This is a genomic window from Pedococcus bigeumensis (assembly GCF_006438965.1).
GTDB lineage: Bacteria > Actinomycetota > Actinomycetes > Actinomycetales > Dermatophilaceae > Pedococcus > Pedococcus bigeumensis_A.
Genome location: NZ_RCZM01000005.1, coordinates 1 through 18,075, shown reverse-complemented (window position 1 = coordinate 18,075; position 18,075 = coordinate 1). Strand labels below are relative to the sequence as shown.

Here is an 18,075-nt window from a genome sequence, read left to right as displayed (position 1 = left end):
TCAAGGTGTCGTCGCATGACCGCACTGGACGTGGCCTTCGCCGCGGTCGGCCTGATCACCGCCGCCAGCGGCCTGCTCGCCGTGACCACCCGCCACGTCGTCCACGCCGCGCTGTGGCTGGTGGTCTGCCTCGGAGCCGTGGCCGGTTGCTACCTCGTCCTCGGCGCGGAGTTCGTGGCGCTCGTGCAGCTGCTCGTCTACGTCGGCGCGATCGTGGTTCTCGTCCTCTTCGCGCTGATGCTGACGCGCGCGCCGATCGGGCCGAACAGCGAGATCAGCACCAGCCGGCTGCACCGCGTCCTCGCCGGCGTGCTTGGTGCCGGCGTGACCGCGCTGTTGGCCGCGGCTCTCGTGCCGATCGCCGGCCCGGCGGTCGAACGCCACGACACCTCGACCACCCAGGTCGCGGAGCAGCTCTTCGGCACCTGGGTGTGGCCCTTCGAAATCCTGTCGCTACTCCTGCTGGTCGCGCTGATCGCCGCCATGGCGGTGTCGCGGATGACCCGGCCGGAGCAGGCAGCCGACGAGGTCCAGGCCGCCCAGGTCCAGGCCGCCCAGACACCGAGCGAGTCGGCATGATCCACCTCGCCGGGCCTTACCTGCTTGCCGCCGTCCTCGCGGGACTGGGGGCCTACGGCGTGCTGGCGCGGCGCAACGCGGTGCTGGTCCTGATCGGTGTCGAGCTCATCCTCAACGCGGCCAACCTGCTGCTCGTCTCGGTGGCCGCCGCGGGTGGGGACCGCTGGGCCGCGGGGAACGTGCTGACCCTGTTCGTCATCACCATCGCCGCGGCTGAGGTCGTGGTGGCGCTCGCCGTCGTCCTGGCGGTCTACCGGCTGCGCGGGGATGTCGACCTCGACGACGTCGACCTTGACGACGCGACCGTCGGCGAAGGTCAGCGATGAGCGCCGCCGCGGTCCGTCTCGTCGTCCTCGTCCCCACCGTGGCAGCCCTGATCGGGCTGCTGCTGGCTCGTCGCATTGACCCTCGCGCGGCACGATTCGTCGCGGTGGGTGCCTCCCTCCTCGCGGTCGTCATGGCTCTGCTCCAGGTGATCGCCGTGGGCGGCTCGTCGAGGGTCACCATCGTCCACACGATCCCCGCCCTCGAGGCCGGGGAGCTGCGAATCCCGTTGGAGCTGCAGGCAACCGTGGGGACCGCCACGATCGCCCTCGTCGTCGCGATCGTCGGCTGGGCCGTGCAGGCATTCGCCGGCTGGTACCTGCGCGAGGACGACCGCTACGGCATCTTCGCCGCGACGGTCTCGCTGTTCACGGCGGCCATGCTGCTCGTCGTCCAGTCCGCCGATCTCGTCCTCACCCTGGTCGGCTGGGAGGTGATGGGCTGGTGCTCCTACCTGCTCATCGGCCACTGGAGCCGCAACGAGTCCGCCCGCCGCGCCGCGCTCAAGGCGTTCCTGGTCACCCGGCTCGCGGACGTCGGGTTCGTCCTCGGGGTGGTGATCCTCGCCGCGGGAGCCGGCTCGACGGCCTACCCGCAGGTGCTCCAGGCCTGGGCCGCCACAGACTGCCCGGACGCCGGCGCCTGCGCAGCCCCGAACGCCACCCTGCGCACTGCCGCCATGGTGCTGCTCGTCATCGGCATCCTCGGCAAGTCCGGCATGGTCCCGTTCCACGACTGGCTGCCCGACGCGATGGAGGGCCCAACGCCCGCGTCCGCCCTCATCCACGCGGCGACGATGGTCGCGGCTGGCACGTTCGTCATCGCCCAGCTGTTCGACGTCTTCGCGGCGAGTGAGGGCGCCCGCTGGCTGCTGGCCCTGAGCACCGCCGTGACGATGGTGTATGCCGCGGTGCTGGCGTTCGGGCAGAGCGACCTCAAGCGGCTGCTCGCGTACTCAACGCTCAGCCAGGTCGCCCTGATGCTCTCGGCCCTCGCCGTCGCACCCGCCGACGAGGGCCCCGGCGCCGGGGTCCTGCACCTCTACTCGCACGCGTTCTTCAAGGCCCTGCTCTTCCTCGCGATCGGCTGGCTGAGCGTGACCGTCGGTGGCACGGCTGCAACGGCGATGCGCGGGGGACTGCGTGGGCACCTGTTCATCCGGCCCGCGATGTTCGTCGGGCTGTTGTCGCTGGCGGGAGTGCCTCCGCTCGTCGGGTTCGTCTCGAAGGAGCACGTCCTCGCTGCTGCCGAGGCCGGTGCCGCCGACGGCCAGGCGCGTGCGTGGATCGTGCTGCTGGCCGGGTTGCTGACGGTCGTCCTGACCGCGGCCTACTGCATGCGGGCGTGGCTGGTCCTCGACGACCTGACCGCCGCGGACATCGAGCGGCACGACGCCGACACCGCCACCTTCCCGGTGCGCGCCTTAGTCACGGTGCTGACCATCCTGACCCTCGTCGGCGGCCTCGTCGTCTTCACGCCGCTGCTCGACCTCGGGGGTCACATCGGCTGGCTCGTGGCGCTGCTCAGCGTCCTGCTGATCGTCGGGGCCGGGCTGGCCGTACGTTCGCTGGCCAATGGCGAGGATCCTGCGGTGCAGATCGTCGGTGCCCGGATGCCGTTGTTCGACAACGGTTTCGGTGTCGACCGACTGTATGTCGACTACGTCGCCCGGCCGGTCGTCGCCCTCGCCCACCTCGTCGTCTTCCTCGACCGTGAGGTGGTCGACGCCTACGTTCGAGGCGCAGCAGCGGCAGCCAGCCTCGGCGGCTCCGGCGGGCAGCGGGCGCACCGCGCCGAGCGGGCATCCTCCGGGCTGGCCTGGGTCGTCGCCGGAGTCGTCGCGGTCGCGCTCGCGGGGGTGGCGCTGTGGTGAGTTCAAAGACTGTGGTGAAGGCAAGACCGTGGTGATCCTGACCAGCCTGGTGGTCCCGGCGGCCGTGGCCGTCTGGCTGCTCACCGGTGGGCGCACGGTCTCGCACCGCACCGCGAACCTGCTCGCCAGCGTCGCCAGCGTCATCGCCCTGGCCGCGGTCGTCGTCGCCGTGATCGTCCGCCCGACCGTCGACCGTGCCTGGGTGCCGTCGCTCGGCCTGCGCTGGCAGCTGGCCGTCGACGGCATCAGCGCGCCCTTGCTCCTGCTGACGGCGATCCTCGGGGTCGGTGTCGTGCTGCACACCCTGGACCGGCCCCCGAAGGGCGGCACCACCGCGGCCTTCCACGCCTGCCTGCTGCTAGTCGAGTTCGGCGCCCTGGCCACCTTCTACGCCCGCGACGCCGTCCTCTTCTTCGTCGCCTTCGAGCTCGTCCTCGTCCCGATGTGGGTGCTCATCACCAGGTTCGGCGACGCCCACGACGCCGCAGCGCGCGCGGACGCCGGGGGGCGGTTCGTCCTCTACACCGCCTTCGGCTCGACGCTGATGCTCGTCGGCATCCTCGCCCTCGTCGCGAAGTCGGGCACCTCCGACCTGGACGTCCTCGCCCAAGGCGGTGGACACGGCATACCTGTCGGCACCCAGACGCTCGTCGCGGCACTCCTCGTCGCAGGGCTGGCGGTCAAGGTGCCGGTCTTCCCGCTGCACACCTGGCTGCCGCCAGCGCACACGACGGCACCCACCGCCGGCTCGGTCCTGCTGGCAGCGGTGCTGCTCAAGATGGGCACCTACGGCCTGGTCCGGCTACCGCTCGCCTCGGTGCCCGACGGGTTCGCGAAGGTCGCGCCGGTCCTGGCCGTCCTCGGCGCGATCGGGATCATCTGGGGAGGACTGGCCTGCCTCGTCGAACGCGACCTCAAGCGGCTCATCGCCTACTCCTCGGTCGCGCACATGGGCTTCGTCATCCTCGGCCTGTCCAGCGGCACCCGCACCGGACTCCAGGCAGCGCTGTTCGCGAACGTCGCCCACGGCGTGATCTCCGCCCTGCTCTTCGTCGTCGTCGGTGGGCTCAAGGAGCGCTGGGGGAGCGCCGACCTCGAGACGGCCCGCGCGGCCCTGCGCGAGGTCACCCCGCGGCTCGGGTTCGCGCTCATCGTCGGCCTTGCCGCATCCCTCGGGCTGCCCGGTCTCGCCGGCTTCTGGGGCGAGTTCCTCAGCGTGTATGCCGCGTGGTCACCCGCCGCCGACCGTCCCGAAGGGCTGTTCCGCACCTTGGCCGTGGTGGCTGCCATGGGCACCGTGCTCGCCGCTGCCTATGCGCTCCGCGTCGCCCGGACCGTGTGGGCGGGGGAGCGCACTGCCCCGCCCATCGAGGACAGCCGCGACAGCGAGTGGGACGTCATCGCCGTGCTGGTGGTGGCGGTCCTGCTGCTCGGCATCGCCCCCGGACCCCTGCTGGCCATGACCGGCGACGCCGTGACCACGATCGTCGGAGCGGCCCCATGATCGCTACGACCGTGGCCTCCGCGTCGGTGGCTCCCGCCGCGACCAGCCTGGTCACCTTCGACTGGTCGGTCCTCGCGCCGGTGCTCGTCCCGGCACTGGCTGCGGTCGCCGTCCTGGTCCTGGACGTCCTCGCCCCGCGACTGGTCCGGCTGCACGCGACCGTCGGGGTCCTGGCGCTCGTCGCCGGGATTGCGCTCACGGTGCCCGGGGTGCTCCGCACGGCTGACGACCCCCTGCGCACGCTCTGCCTCCCGGCACCTGACGGGTGTCTCTTCGAAGCCGGCCCGCTCGCCAGTGCCCTGCAGCTCGGCGCCCTCGGGTCCGCCCTCGTCGTACTCCTCCTGAGCTGGCCGGGCACCGATCCACGCGACCACCTGCGCGGCGGCCCGGCCGTCCTCGTGTCACTGGTCCTGGCAGCCACTGCGGGTGCGGCAGGCGTCGCCGCGGCGCACGACCTGGGATCCTGGCTGGTCTGCCTCGAGCTGGCCACCCTCCCCGCCATCGCCCTGGTCGCGCTGCGTGGCGACGCCCCGGCAGGGCGTGGGGCGCTGGCCCTGCTGACCACCTCACTGGTCTCCTTCGCAATGGTCGCCCTCGGTGCCGCGCTGTGGCTGGTGTCCACCGGCGAGGCGGTCTTCTCCGCCGCCGCTGCCACCGAGGCGCTCGCTGACCCGCAGCGGCGGGTCGTGCTGCTCCTCGCCGCCCTGCTCCTGCTCGCAGGTCTGGGCTTCAAGCTCAGCCTCGTCCCGTTCCACGTCTGGACGCCACAGGCCTACGCCGGAGCCACCGAACCGGTCGCCGCCTTCCTTGCCGCCACCTCGAAGGTCGCGGCCCTGGCCGCGCTGCTCGTCGTCGTCCGACCCCTCGTCGGCGCCGGAGCCCCGGTCCTCTTCGGGATCGGCATGCTTGCCGCTGTGTCGATGACGCTCGGCAACGTGCTGGCCCTCGTCCAGGACGACCCGGTCCGGCTGCTCGCCTGGTCGACCGTCGCGCAGGCCGGGTGGGTCGTATTGCCGTTGTCTGCCCTGAACGAGCAGTCCGCGGCCGCCTCCGGCGGCTACCTGCTGGCCTACGTCATCGCCACGCTGGTCGCGTTCGTCGTGGTGCACGTAGTCACCTCGACACCACGCCTCCGTGGCGCCACCGACCTCGGCCGCACGCTCACGGCATACACCGGCTTGTTGCGGGCCCACCCCCTGCTGGGAGGCGCGCTGGGACTGGCCCTGTTGTCGCTCGCCGGGCTCCCGCCGGGTGTCGTGGGGCTGATCGCCAAGGTGGTGGCGCTGCGCCCGGTCGTCGGTGCGGGGCAGTGGGCGCTGGCGCTGGTCGCGGTGCTCAACGCGGTGATCGGTGTCGCGGTCTACCTGCGCTGGTTCGCGGTGCTGCTCCGCGACCCCGACGAGGGTCCTGCCCGGCCCGTCATCCGGAGCATCCCGCGCCCCGCGCTGGCAGCCCTGGTGCTCAGCGGTGCTGCCCTGGTCGCCACCAGCGTGATGCCCCAGCTGCTGCTCGGGCTGCTCGACTGAGGCCTTCGACCGGGCCTTCGACCGGGCGTCCGACAGCGCCATCGGTCAGGCCATCGGTCGGGAACGCCAGCACGGAAGGGAGCGTTGAGGCTGACATGCACAACCATTTCAACGGGCTCAAGACGGCAGCCCTCTTCGGCGGCATCTTCGCCCTCCTGCTCGGCATCGGCGGCTACATCTCGGCGTCCACCGGCAGCGCCGCATTCATCTGGCTGTTCGCCCTGTTGGGTGTCGGCATGACGGCCTACGGCTACTGGAACTCGGACAAGCTGGCCATCAAGGCGATGCACGCGTATCCCGTCAGCGAGGCCCAGGCGCCCGCGATGTACCGCATCGTCCGCGAGCTCTCCACCGCCGCGGGCAAGCCGATGCCCAAGATCTACGTCAGCCCCACCCCCGCACCCAACGCGTTCGCGACCGGTCGCAACCCCGAGAACGCTGCCGTCTGCTGCACCGAGGGCATCCTCGGCCTGCTCGACGAGCGTGAGCTGCGCGGTGTCCTCGGGCACGAGCTGATGCACGTCTACAACCGGGACATCCTCACCGGCTCGGTGGCCGCCGCGGTGGCCGGCGTGATCACCTCGGTGGCCCAGATGCTCATGTTCGCAAGCATGTTCGGCGCTGGCGGCAGCAGTGACGACGACCGCCCCAACCCCATCGCGATGCTGGCCATGGCACTGCTCGCACCGTTCGCCGCGATGATGATCCAGATGGCCATCAGCCGCACCCGCGAGTACGACGCGGACGAGGACGGCGCCAAGCTGACCGGTGACCCACTGGCCCTCGCCTCGGCCCTGCGCAAGCTCGAGGTCGGCGTCGCCCGGGCGCCCCTACAGCCGACGCCAGCCCTGCAGAACTCCAGCCACATGATGATCGCCAACCCGTTCCGCTCGCAGGACGTGTCGCGGTTCTTCTCGACCCACCCCCCGATGACCGAGCGGATCGCCCGGCTCGAGGCGCAGGCCTACGGGTTCCGCCAGCGCTGAGTCTTTCGTGGGCGACGAACCGGCACTGCGCGTGCTCGGTGGGGGCGGAAATCGCCCGCCGGCAAGACTCGCGGGGGGCTGGGAATGAAAGTCTGGCCGATACGCGTTACGATGGCTGGCAGTTGCAGTTCCTCGTGTGAGTGGGCCCGCCAAGCGCGGGCCTTTTCTTTAAGCGGTGTATTCCGTGTCGTGGTGATGTCGCAGCTGGTGGTCCGCATCCGCGGCCACATCGGCCAATTAGGAAAAGAGTTATCCCATGGCACAGGGAACAGTGAAGTGGTTCAACGCTGAGAAGGGCTTCGGCTTCATCGAGCAGGACGGCGGCGGCGCCGACGTCTTCGTGCACTACAGCGCGATCGAGTCCGGCGGCTACCGCTCGCTCGACGAGGCACAGCGCGTGGAGTTCGACATCACGCAGGGCCCGAAGGGTCCCCAGGCGGAGAAGGTCACGGTCATCTGACCTGCCCCACCCTCTGAACTAGATCGAAGCCCCCGGCCATTGCGGCCGGGGGCTTCGGCGTTCCCCGCCGGTGACTGGTTGAATCGGTCCCATGCCTTCCCTCACCCGCGCCGAAGCCCACGAGCGTTCCGCTCTGATCACCGTGACGCGGATGGAGGTCGACCTCGACCTCGACCAGGGGGCGGAGACGTTCACCTCGAGGACTCGGATCTCGTTCTCCTGCAGCGTCCCGGGGGGCTCGACGTTCCTGGACGTGAAGTCCACCGAGCTGCGTGCGCTGTCGCTCAACGGGACACCCGTCGACGTGGCCGGGCTGGCCGACGGGCGCATCGAGCTCGCGGACCTGGCGGGCCCGAACGTCGTGGAGGCGGAGGCAGTGATGGCCTACAGCCGCGACGGGCAGGGTCTGCACCGTGCCGTCGACCCCGCCGACGATGAGCACTACGTCTACGGCCACCTGTTCCTCGATGCCGGGCCACGGGTGTTCGCCTGCTTCGACCAGCCTGACCTCAAGGCGCCCTATGCGGTGACGGTCACCGCACCCGAGGCGTGGGTGGTGCTCGGCAACGGGGCGGCGACGCAGGTGGGTCCGGGCCGCTGGGAGCTGGCCGAGACACAGCCGCTGGCCACGTACTTCGTCACGGTCTGCGCTGGGCCGTACGCCTCCGTGCGCGACGAGCACGACGGCATACCCCTGGGTATCCATGCGCGGGCCTCGCTCAAGGAGCACCTGGAGCGGGAGGCGCCGCAGATGCTCGAGGTGACCAAGGCGAGCTTCGACTACTACCACTCGCTGTTCGGGATCCGCTATCCGTTCGGGGAGTACCACCAGGTGTTCGTGCCGGAGTTCAACGCCGGTGCCATGGAGAACCCTGGCTGCGTGACGTTCCGCGACACCATGATCTTCCGGGGGGCGGCCGCGCGGGACGAGGTGCTGTCCCGCACCAACACCATCACCCACGAGATGGCGCACATGTGGTTCGGCGACCTCGTCACCATGCAGTGGTGGGACGACCTGTGGCTCAACGAGTCCTTCGCCGAGTACATGTCGCACCGCACCTGTGTCGAGGCCACCGAGTTCACCGACGCGTGGATCGACTCGACCATGGCCCGCAAGGGCTGGGGGTATGCCGCGGAGCGCACCCCCTCGACGCACCCGGTGGCCGGTGGTGCGGCCGTCGACGCGCAGGCGGCGCTGCAGGACTTCGACGGGATCTCGTACGCCAAGGGAGCGGCCACCCTCCGCCAGCTCATCGCCCACATCGGTGACGACGCCTTCATCGCCGGGGTCGCGGCATACCTGCGCGCTCATTCCTTCGGCAACGGGACCCTGGCGGACTTCATGGGCTTCATGGAACAGGCCTCTGGCCAGCCCTTGGGGGAGTGGAGCAAGGCCTGGCTGCTCACGGCGGGGGTCGACGTGATCTCCGTCGACCCCGGCACGGGCGTCGTCGAGCGCAAGGTCCCGTCGCAGTTTCCGGCGAACCGCCCGCACACCACGGACGTCGCGGGCTTCACCGGCGGCGTCGAGGTGTTCCGTGTGCCGGTCACCGTCACGCAGGACTGCACCACGGTCGACGCCTTGCGTGCGGCGCCGGGCGCCGACCTCGTCGTGCCGAACGCCTCCGACCTCACCTGGGCCACGGTGACCCTCGACCCCGGTTCGGTGGCAGCCGTGCCCACGGCCCTGGCCGCGGTGCCGAACACGCAGGCGCGGGCAGTGGTGTGGATCGGCCTCATCGACGGGGTCTGCCTCGGCACCGTCGACCCACGCGTGCTGGTCCGGACCTTCGGCAACGCCTGGCCGGCCGAGGACAACGACTCGATACTCAGCCGCACGGCACTGGCCCTGATGGGGCGGATCATCCCGACCTTCCTGCCACCGGAAGAGCACGAGTGGGCTCAGCAGGTGGTGGCCGACTCCGCCGCTCAGGTGCTCCAGTCGGCGGGCGTGGGGTCGACCCGTGCCCTGGTCGCCGCCCGGACGGTGGCGCGGGCCTCTGCGGACGAGTCCCTGCTGCGGGCCTGGGCCGCGGGCAAGGACCGGCCGGCGGGGCTGGAGGAGGACTCGGACTTCGGTTGGCTCGCGGTGCGCAACCTGGCGTCCCGGGGTCTGGTCGACCACGAGTTCGTCGCGGGCCGTCGCGCCGAGGACGACACGCTCCAGGGCCGTCTGAATGCCTTGTTCGCAGGTGCGGCGATGCCGTCGGCCGACGCGAAGGCGTGGGCGTGGGACGAGCTCACCGCCAACCGGTCCCGTTCCAACTACGAGCTCAACGCCCTGGCGCAGGGCTTCTGGCTCACCGACGACCTCGAGGTCGTGCGGCCCTACGCGGAGCGCTACTTCACCGAGGTCCCTGCCATGGCGGCGTGGGTGGGGGAGGACGCGATCGCCCGGGTCGCGACGTTGGCCTACCCGGCCCGAGTCGTCGAGGACGCGACGGCCGAGCTCAGCGCAGCGGCGGTGGCGGGCAACGGGCTCGGCGTCGCCGTACGCCGGTCCGTGGTCGACTCCGAGTCCGAGCTCCGGGAAGCGCTGCGCTCACGGGCCACCTTCGGCTGAGCGCCTCGAAAAGGGACGGTCGGGCGCGTCTGTGCAGGTCAGGGGCAGATCTGCGCGAGGTTCATGGACGCGCGACGGCCATTTCGGGGCTACCATCACAGGTGGCGAGGCCGTTGGGATGTCAGTTGACGTTCACCTCCGTCTACGGAGGTCTGGGTGGATATCCCTCGATGAATCGTCTCGATGAGGGCATGACCCTCGGTGGTCGCTACGTGCTCGGTGCGCGGATTGCCTCTGGTGGGATGGCCGACGTCTGGGCCGGGACCGACGAGGTCCTGCAGCGCACCGTGGCGGTGAAGGTGATGCGCCCCGACACCGGCCACGAGGAGCTGTTCGCCCTGCGGTTCCGTGACGAGGCGGTGCACTCGGCAGCGCTGCTGCACACCAACATCGCCACGTTGTTCGACTACGGCGAGGACGACGGACTGGCGTTCCTCGTGATGGAGCTCGTCAAGGGTGAACCGTTGTCGATGCTGCTCAAACGCCGTGCGCCCCTGGACCCCGCGGAGGTGCGCTCCCTCGTCGGGCAGGCCGCGCTCGCGCTGGGCGTCGCCCACGAGGCTCGCGTGATCCACCGTGACGTGAAGCCGGCCAACATCCTGGTGCGGCCGGACGGACTGGTGAAGCTCACCGACTTCGGAATCGCCCGCGCGCTCGACGCCGCAGGTCACACCAGGGCGGGCGAGATGCTCGGGACCCCCCACTACCTCAGCCCCGAGCAGGCGCTCGGTGAAGCCGCGACGGGTGCCAGTGACCTGTACGCCCTCGGCGTGGTCGCGCACGAGATGCTCACCGGTCGGAGGCCGTTCGACAGGGGGACGCCGATTGCGACGGCCCTCAGCCACGTCAACGAGCCCCCGCCCCCGTTGCCCGACGGCATCCCCGAGGACCTGGCGTCGCTGGTGCGCGACTGCCTGGCGAAGCGGCCTGAGGACCGCCCGGCCAACGCTCGTGAGGTCGCGTCCCGGGTCGGCCTGGGCGACAACGAGATGGCAGGGCTCTCGTTGGGCCTCGCCAGCGCGCTCGACAGCTGGGCCGAGGACGACTCACCCAACACCGACGGCTCGGTCATCCGGTTCCCCGACCTGGGTGGCCCGACGGTGGCCATGCAGGTCAACCCCGGCACCGCCTAGCGCCGACCCACACCACGCAGAGGTATGCCGCCGTGCCCGGCTCGGGCACGGCGGCATACCTGCGTCTGGCGGCAGGTGCGCCGCCGCCGACTCAGCGGTAGTTGGTGAACTGGATCGCGAAGTCGAAGTCGTCTTTACCCTTGAGCAGTGCCTGCACGGCCTGCAGGTCGTCGCGTGACTTGCTGGTGACGCGCAGCTCGTCGCCCTGGATCTGGGACTTGACCGACTTGGGGCCCTCGTCGCGGATGATCTTGCCGACCTTCTTGGCGTTCTCCTGCGAGATGCCTTCCTGCAGGCCGAGCTCGAGGCGGTACTCCTTGCCGGACAGCTGTGGTCCGCGCTCGGGGACGTCGAGGTGCTTGAGCGAGACCTTGCGCTTGACCAGCCAGGTCTGGAAGACGTCGAGGACGGCGTTGGCCCGCTCCTCGGTGTTGGCCTTGATGATCACCTTGTCCTCGCCGCTGGCCTCGATGGAGGCGCCGACGTTCTTGAAGTCGTAGCGCGTCGCCACCTCGCGCGAGGCGCTGTTGAGGGCGTTGGCGACCTCCTGGTGGTCGATCTTGCTGACGATGTCGAACGAGCTGTCGGCCATGGTGGCGTGTCCTTCCTGGGGCGTCACGCGGTGGTCGCCGGGTGGGGCGGCTACCGGTTTCAGCATTCGTGGGTGTCCTTGCTATCCTTCCACGCGCACCAAGGCAGGTTGCCCGAGCGGCCAATGGGAGTGGACTGTAAATCCATCGCGAAAGCTTCGAAGGTTCGAATCCTTCACCTGCCACCCTCCGGTGAAACCCGGTCCGGCCCACAAGTTCTTCGACAGAAGAGCTTGTGGGTCGCCGGTTTTGTGGGAGCGCTGATCCCAACCGTCGGCGAGTGCGTGCGATCGGCGTCTCATCGTTGTCCGGGTGGTGGCGGTTCACATCGGCCGTGTCCGTGACGTTGCGGGTGTCTGTGTCAAATACGCGACAAAGTTCGCCACCCCCGGTCGTGACAGCCGGACTCGCGAGCCGCTGAACAGCGGTGATGGTGGGTGTGGGGCGATGCAATCGCGATGAAGTTTCGCACCGCCCCATTCCCGACGCTGCCCAGAGCCTGTTGCAGGGCGGGGAATTGGACATGGATGCGGTCGCGCTCGCGACCGTTGTGGTGGCCGTTCTTGAAGGGCCGTCGTCCAGGACCACGCGCGATGCAGATGGGTCGGGCGACCTTGGTTGCCCGCCGCCCGGCTGCGTGGGGCGATTGGCACGGTCGGGGGCTGTGAATCGCTAACCAGGTGTGCGACCTCGTCCAGGTGCGCTCCGGTGAGGCTGGCACATCGGTGCGCATTCACACCTGGCTGTAACCCAATCAGTCAAGAGAACCATCCGTCACACGTAGTTCTATGGGGAGGTGCAACGCGCCCACACGCGTCGACCGCTGACGAAGTCCTCGGGGTCTTCAGAACCGTAGCCGACGAGCGAATCGCGGGATAGGAGCGGGATAGTTGCAGCTCGGCCCTCGCGAGTTGTCTGCGGCGGTCGGACGGTCCCCGCACGTATGGGGCTAGGCGCTGACGATGTGTTCCTTGGCCTTGGCGATGGCGAAACCCCATGCCTGGGAGGGTTTTGTGCGACCAGGCACCGCGATCTCGTCCGGGTTGGTGACGACGTCGAGCAAGTAAGGCCCCCGCGAGGCCAATGCCTCGGAGACTGCACCGTCGAGATCTTGCGGATCGGTGACGCGGCGAGCGGACAGACCCATGGCAGTGGCAACGGCCGCAAGGTCCGGGTTGTCCAGCACCGTGCCGAACTCCTGGAGCCCACCTTGCTCCTGCTCCAGCTTGACCATTCCGAGTCGGCCGTTGTTGAAGACGACGAACGTCGCCGGCAGGTTGTAGGAGACGGAGGTCCGCAGGTCACCGAGCAGCATCATCAGCCCACCATCTCCGCAGAACGCGACGACCTGACGGTTGCGGTCGAGGGCTTGCGCCCCAAGTGCCATCGGCATGGCGTTGGCCATCGACCCCAGGTTGAACGAGCCGAGCAGCCGACGGTTGTTGCTCATCGGCACCAGTCGCGCCAGCCACACCGTCGACATTCCGGTGTCGCTGGTGAAGATCGTGTCGGGCCCCGCGTGCCGGTCGACGGCCATCGCCACGGCCTCGGGGCGGATCAGCTCGTCGGGGTTGTCGGCCTTGCTGCGCAGGCGCCCGAGCAGGGTCTCGTCGTGGCCGGGTTCGGCCAGGCGGCGCTGGGCCTTCATCCACTCGTCATAGTGCGACTGTGCCTTCTCCAGGTGCCGGCCGGACTCCCGGGACGAGAGCAAGGGGAGCAGCGCTTGAAGAGTGGCCTGCGAATCACCGACCAACGGGTGCGTCACCGCCGTGCGGCGACCGATGTGCGCAGCCCGTGAGTCGAGCTGGATCACGGTCTTGCCGCCGGGAATCCAGTCCCTGTACGGAAAGTCGGTCCCCACGAGCACCAAGATGTCCGCGTCATCCATGGCGTCGGTCGCGGCCGGGTTGCCGATCAGGCCGGTCTGCCCCACGGCGTACGGGTTGTCGTGTTCGAGCCCCTCCTTGGCCTTGATCGTCAGCACCATCGGCGCTCCCAGCTTTTCCGCTAGGGCGATCACCTCCTCCCGGGCAGTGCGTGCACCGCACCCGACGAGCATGGTGACCTTGGCATCGGCGCCGATCGCGTCCGCTGCAGCCTGGATGGCCGCCGATGACGCTGCCGCCGGATGCGCCGGGGGAACGAACCGTGGCGGCAGGATTCCCTTGGCGACGTCGAGGCCGCCGATGTCGCCAGGAAGGGTCAACACCGCGACACCTCGGCCGCCGATCGCCGCGTTGACCGCCCGCTCCAGGAGCTGCGGCATCTGCTCGGCGCTAGTGACAGTCTCGGCGAACACGGCAACGTCACTGAAGAGTCGGTTGTTGTCGACCTCTTGGAAGAAGTCCGTGCCGACCTCGGGCAGCGGCACCTGCCCACAGATCGCCAACACCGGGGCGTGCGACTTCTTGGCGTCGTAGAGGCCGTTGAGCAGGTGGATCGAGCCGGGCCCAACCGTGCCCATGCACACTGCCAGATCCCCGGTGAGCTGCGCTTGCGCGGACGCCGCGAACGCCGCGACCTCCTCGTGACGCACCCCGATCCACTCCAGCCGGTCCTCGCGACGAATGGCGTCCGTGACGGGGTTGAGCGCATCACCGACCACGCCCCAGATCGAGCGCACCCCGTGGTCGGCCAGGGCTTCGACGATCAACTCGGCGACAGTGGTCATGCTGCGACTCAGCTCCTGGAGGTCGAAAGGCTGGGACGGAAGGCGGAAGGGTCGGCAGCTGCCCAGTCGGCCGCCCAGGTTGCCGGGGGTTCGTCAATCAGTTGCCCGGGGGAGAGCCATTCAAACAACTCGGTGTACGAGCGGGTCTCCCAGGCGTTGATGACCTTGCGCAGCTGGCTGGGCGAGAGCTCACGCGGGTGGCGCGCGCCCATGGAGGCCATCATCTTCACGGCTTCTTCCACGGTGCCCTGCTGGTAGTGCAGCACTCGTTGGCTCTTGTCATCGACGTTGACCGCTTGCCCGCGCCTTGGGTCCTGGGTCGCGACCCCGACCGGGCACTTGTCGGTGTGGCACAGCTGGGCCTGGATGCAACCGACCGCCATCATCATGGCGCGCGCGGAGTTGGTGTAGTCGGCGCCCTGAATGAGCCGCTTGACGATGTCGTTGCCCGCAGCCACCTTGCCGCTGGCCCCGATGCGCACTCGGTCGCGGAGTCCGACACCGACAAGGGCGTTGTGCACCAGCATCAGTCCATCGGTGAGCGGCATACCCATGTGGTCCTCGTACTCCAGCGGGGCGGCCGCGGTGCCGCCCTCGGAGCCGTCGACGATGATGAAGTCCGGTGCCGTGCCCACCTCGAGCATCGCCTTGCACATGGCCAGGACGTCGACTCGTGAGCCCACGCAGAGCTTGAACCCCGCAGGCTTGCCACCGGACAGATCTCGCATCTCGGCGATGAACTCGATGAGCTCAATCGGGGTGTGGAACACCGAGTGTGCCGACGGGCTGACGCACTTCTCGCCCTGGGGCACCTCACGGATCCGAGCGATCTCGGCGCTGACCTTGGCCGCCGGCAGGACCCCGCCGATGCCAGGCTTGGCACCCTGGCTGAGCTTGAGCGAGACCATCTTGACCTGCTCGCTGGAGGCCTTGTTCGCGAACTCGCCGCGGTCGAAATGGCCGTCCTTGGTGCGCGTGGAGAAGTAGCCCGAGCCGATCTCCCAGACGAGGTCGCCGCCATGCTCCTGGTGGTAGGGCGACAGTCCGCCCTCACCAGTGTCGTGGGCGAAGCCGCCGAGCTGCGCGCCTTTGTTGAGCGCGCGAATTGCGTTGGCAGACAATGCACCGAAGCTCATGGCCGACACGTTCAGCAGGGCCATCGGATAGGGCCTCGTGCAGTCCGGGCCCCCAATCACGACGCGCGGCATCTCCTCAGGGGGGTCCAAGGGGGTGGTCGAATGGACCAGGTATTCGTACCCCGGCTCGTAGACGTCGCGTTCGGTGCCGAACGCCTGCTCGCCAGCGATGTTCTTGGCGCGCTCGTAGATGAGCGATCGGGTGTCACGGTCGTACGGCCGGCCGTCGTAGTTGCGCTCTATGAAGTACTGCTGGAGCTCCGGTCGGATGTCCTCCATGAGGAACCGGATGTGCCCGAGGATCGGGTAGTTGCGCAAAATTGAGTGCTTGCGCTGCAGGACATCCCAGATCCCGAGCGCCAGGAGGGCCCCCACCAGGAACAGCAGCACCCACCAGGCCCACCCTCCGAGAGACGCGGCCACGGCCACGATGACCGCCACCACGGCCAAGGCCCCGATAATGAAGAACTTGAGCATCACTACCTCCTTGACCTGCGATGATGCCATTCCTTTCCTGAGAGGACGCGGCCATGCGCTCCTTCACGCGGAGACTGGAGTGGAGGAAATTCTCCGTTGCGATGACGAGGCGGTCTGCGAAGTCACCGTCATGACCCGGAGGTGATGAAAGATGAGTCTCACGATCCGCAGTCTGGTGATCCCGGTGCCCGATCTGGACGCCAGTAGGCCGTGTACAGGGCCCTGCTCGGCTCACCGCATACCGACGAGCCGTACTGCGTCGGCTATCACGTCGACGGCTTCGAGGTGGCTCTCATCCCGGCCGGCGCAGGTGGCGGGCCGGTGGCCTTGCCGATGTTGAGGATCTCGACGCGACGCGCGCGATCCTGCTGGCGGCCGGAGCCACCGAGCGCGACGAGCCGCGTCAAATCGCACCCGGTGCGCGGGTGTGCGTGCTCGCAGACGCCGACGGCAACCCGATCGGCCTGCGTGGGAAGTAGCCGCCCATGTCGACCGGGCACGACTCGGGCACGACTCGAGCGCACGTCGGCCAGGGCACCTTGAGGCGAGGCGCGCGCGAATCCGATGCCCGGTCGTCGAGCGTGAGGTGGCGGGGTAAGCGAGGGCCAAGGTGAGGGTGCCGGCGAAGACCCCGCGCGCAGGCAAACCACATACGAACGAGGGGTGGGAGCTTGGCTCCCACCCCTCGTCGCCCCTGCGATCGTGCGGCTACTGCGTCGCGCGGACGTTCTCCACGGACGACTGTGCCTGGGACGAGACATCCTCGGCCGTGGACTTCCCCTCCTGGGCCACGTTTTCCTTGGCCTCCGTCGCCGTGTCCTTGATGTTCTGGGCCGCTTCCTTGGCCGGTTCCTTGAGCTCCTGGGCCGTGTCCTGCGCAACGCTCTTGGCCTCCTCGACGAGGGGCTGAGCCTTCTCCTTGAGTGAGCTGGCCGCCCGCTTCTCCCTCTCTGAAGCGGGCAGCATCGAGCCCAACAGCCACCCCGCGCCGAGTGCGATCAACCCGGCTGCGAGGGGGTTGCCCTGGGTCTTGCTGCGGGCCTTGTCGGCTGCGGCACCCGGGGCCTGGCCAACGGTGGACGCGGCGTCGGAGCCGCTGCTGCGCACGTCATCGGCCGTGCCCATCACGCGATCCTTGACCGACGTGGCTACTCCAGCCACCTTGTCGGCTTGGCGGCGCGCGACGTTGGACGGGCTGACCGTCTCGGTGAGCGCGTTGACGTCGCTGCTCAGCCGGCCGCGGGTGTTTTCGATCTCTCGGCGGATCTCATCTGGGTTGTTCGTCATCGCTTGTCCTCGTTCCCTTTGAGTGCGTCGGGGATATCCCGCGCCGTCTGTGTCGTCTGTGGAATTCCCTTGACCTGCTTGATCTCGCGTCGACCGACGGATGCCAGCAGCACGGCGATGACTGCCCAGACGGCGGCCACCACGAGGGCCGACCAGCCTCGGCCGGTCTCGTTGCCGAGCCCCCACCAGAGGGCGATCGACAGGAACAGCAGCACGAAGTGGCCGGCGACGCCCGCTCCGCCGAGCATTCCCGCACCCTTGCCGGCCTTGGTTGCCGACTGACGCATCTCCGCCTTGGCCAGCTCGGTCTCCTGACGAATCAGGGTCGACAGGTCGCGGCTGATGTCGGCGAACAGCTCGCCGACATTGCTCAGGGACCGGGCCTGTGGGTCGTCGAGACGGGGCTCCTGGAAGCTCATCGTGGGTACTCGCCCGCGTCGGTCCCGTTCCCGCTGTTGGGTCCGGTACCGCCGTAGACGCCTCCCGCGTTGCCGAGGGGGTCGCTGACGGAGTCGCTGCCGGTCGCCGTGCTCGTGCCGCTTGTGCTGCCGTATGCCGGGTAGCCGGCGGTGCTGTGGTCGACCGGAGTTGCGGCGTTGCTGCTCGGTCCCGTGGGGCCTGCCGTGTGGGCCTGGTCCTGGTGGTCGGCGACGAGGCCACGGCTCAGTCGTCCGCCGACCAGGCCGATGACTGCGGCGGCGGCGAGGAACGTTCCCGGACGCTGTCGGGCGAACTGCTTCACCTCGGAGACGAGCGATCCGGGGTCGCGCTGGTCGAGCCAGCTCGCGACATCGCCCATCCGCTGCGAGGCCTGGTGGGCCAGGTCGCTGGCAACGCCCTGCTGCTCGGAGCCGCGCGCCATGCCCGACAGCTCCTGGCTGAGTGACCGCAACCCCTCGGCGACCTTCGTCTGCTGCTGGGCGCTCTGGTCCAGCAGCTGGCTGCGCGTCTGCTGCCACAGCTCCT

At 69.2% G+C, this 18,075-nt stretch carries 15 protein-coding genes, 1 tRNA gene and 1 pseudogene; 11 read left to right on the top strand and 6 right to left on the bottom strand.

What is annotated here, in order from left to right:
* Positions 1-15: 15 nt before the first annotated feature.
* From EAH86_RS14175 to EAH86_RS14135, 9 genes are all read left to right on the top strand, one after another.
* Complete coding sequence (locus EAH86_RS14175; protein WP_140741895.1) at positions 16-579, top strand: NADH-quinone oxidoreductase subunit J family protein; 564 nt, start codon at positions 16-18, stop codon at positions 577-579.
* Complete coding sequence (gene nuoK / locus EAH86_RS14170; RefSeq protein WP_194150783.1) at positions 576-905, top strand: NADH-quinone oxidoreductase subunit NuoK; 330 nt, start codon at positions 576-578, stop codon at positions 903-905. The genes EAH86_RS14175 and nuoK overlap by 4 nt, the downstream gene beginning before the upstream one ends.
* Entirely contained in the window at positions 902-2,776 is a 1,875-nt protein-coding gene (locus tag EAH86_RS14165) for an NADH-quinone oxidoreductase subunit L (protein ID WP_140741893.1), read from the top strand. The genes nuoK and EAH86_RS14165 overlap by 4 nt, the downstream gene beginning before the upstream one ends.
* Positions 2,777-2,804: 28 nt before the next feature.
* A complete protein-coding gene (locus EAH86_RS14160) occupies positions 2,805-4,280 on the top strand; it encodes a complex I subunit 4 family protein (protein ID WP_140741891.1) in 1,476 nt (491 codons plus the stop codon).
* The gene (locus EAH86_RS14155; protein ID WP_140741889.1) at positions 4,277-5,806 is read left to right on the top strand and encodes an NADH-quinone oxidoreductase subunit N; all 1,530 of its coding nucleotides are present in this window, start codon (positions 4,277-4,279) and stop codon (positions 5,804-5,806) included. Before EAH86_RS14160 ends, EAH86_RS14155 begins: the two co-directional genes overlap by 4 nt.
* Before the next feature lie 95 nt (positions 5,807-5,901).
* A complete protein-coding gene (gene htpX, locus EAH86_RS14150) occupies positions 5,902-6,792 on the top strand; it encodes a zinc metalloprotease HtpX (RefSeq protein ID WP_140741887.1) in 891 nt (296 codons plus the stop codon).
* Between the two features lie 256 nt (positions 6,793-7,048).
* A complete protein-coding gene (locus tag EAH86_RS14145; protein ID WP_056924211.1) occupies positions 7,049-7,252 on the top strand; it encodes a cold-shock protein in 204 nt (67 codons plus the stop codon).
* 91 nt (positions 7,253-7,343) lie between these two features.
* Positions 7,344-9,815, top strand: coding sequence for an aminopeptidase N (gene pepN, locus EAH86_RS14140; RefSeq protein ID WP_140741885.1), 2,472 nt, complete (start codon positions 7,344-7,346; stop codon positions 9,813-9,815).
* 170 nt (positions 9,816-9,985) lie between these two features.
* Entirely contained in the window at positions 9,986-10,948 is a 963-nt protein-coding gene (locus EAH86_RS14135; protein ID WP_140741883.1) for a serine/threonine-protein kinase, read from the top strand.
* A gap of 91 nt (positions 10,949-11,039) precedes the next feature.
* Here EAH86_RS14135 and EAH86_RS14130 read toward each other — a convergent pair whose 3' ends face one another.
* Entirely contained in the window at positions 11,040-11,540 is a 501-nt protein-coding gene (locus tag EAH86_RS14130; protein ID WP_140741881.1) for a YajQ family cyclic di-GMP-binding protein, read from the bottom strand.
* 102 nt (positions 11,541-11,642) lie between these two features.
* On the opposite strand from EAH86_RS14130, the gene EAH86_RS14125 reads away from it, so the two are divergent.
* A tRNA-Tyr gene (locus EAH86_RS14125) sits at positions 11,643-11,723 on the top strand.
* Positions 11,724-12,487: 764 nt separating this feature from the next.
* Here the strand turns inward: EAH86_RS14125 and EAH86_RS14120 are convergent.
* Both EAH86_RS14120 and EAH86_RS14115 read right to left on the bottom strand, forming a co-directional pair.
* Positions 12,488-14,209, bottom strand: a complete 1,722-nt coding sequence (locus tag EAH86_RS14120; protein ID WP_140741879.1) for a thiamine pyrophosphate-dependent enzyme — start codon at positions 14,207-14,209, stop codon at positions 12,488-12,490.
* Positions 14,210-14,217: 8 nt separating this feature from the next.
* Positions 14,218-15,822, bottom strand: coding sequence for an FMN-binding glutamate synthase family protein (locus EAH86_RS14115; protein ID WP_140741877.1), 1,605 nt, complete (start codon positions 15,820-15,822; stop codon positions 14,218-14,220).
* A 191-nt stretch (positions 15,823-16,013) separates the two neighbouring features.
* On the opposite strand from EAH86_RS14115, the gene EAH86_RS21045 reads away from it, so the two are divergent.
* On the top strand, positions 16,014-16,301 hold the full coding sequence (locus EAH86_RS21045) for a VOC family protein (RefSeq protein WP_206665857.1): 288 nt from the start codon (positions 16,014-16,016) through the stop codon (positions 16,299-16,301).
* Between the two features lie 229 nt (positions 16,302-16,530).
* Here EAH86_RS21045 and EAH86_RS14105 read toward each other — a convergent pair whose 3' ends face one another.
* The 3 genes and pseudogenes from EAH86_RS14105 to EAH86_RS20290 form a co-directional block, all read right to left on the bottom strand.
* Positions 16,531-17,109 carry a DUF3618 domain-containing protein gene (locus EAH86_RS14105; protein ID WP_140741875.1) on the bottom strand — a complete coding sequence of 193 codons (579 nt, stop codon included), beginning with the start codon at positions 17,107-17,109 and terminating at the stop codon, positions 16,531-16,533.
* Positions 17,106-17,528: a phage holin family protein gene (locus EAH86_RS14100; RefSeq protein ID WP_140741873.1), complete on the bottom strand. Its 423-nt coding sequence runs from the start codon at positions 17,526-17,528 to the stop codon at positions 17,106-17,108. The genes EAH86_RS14105 and EAH86_RS14100 overlap by 4 nt, the downstream gene beginning before the upstream one ends.
* A pseudogene (locus EAH86_RS20290) lies at positions 17,525-18,075 on the bottom strand (hypothetical protein); the annotation flags it as partial. The gene EAH86_RS14100 and the pseudogene EAH86_RS20290, both read right to left, overlap by 4 nt.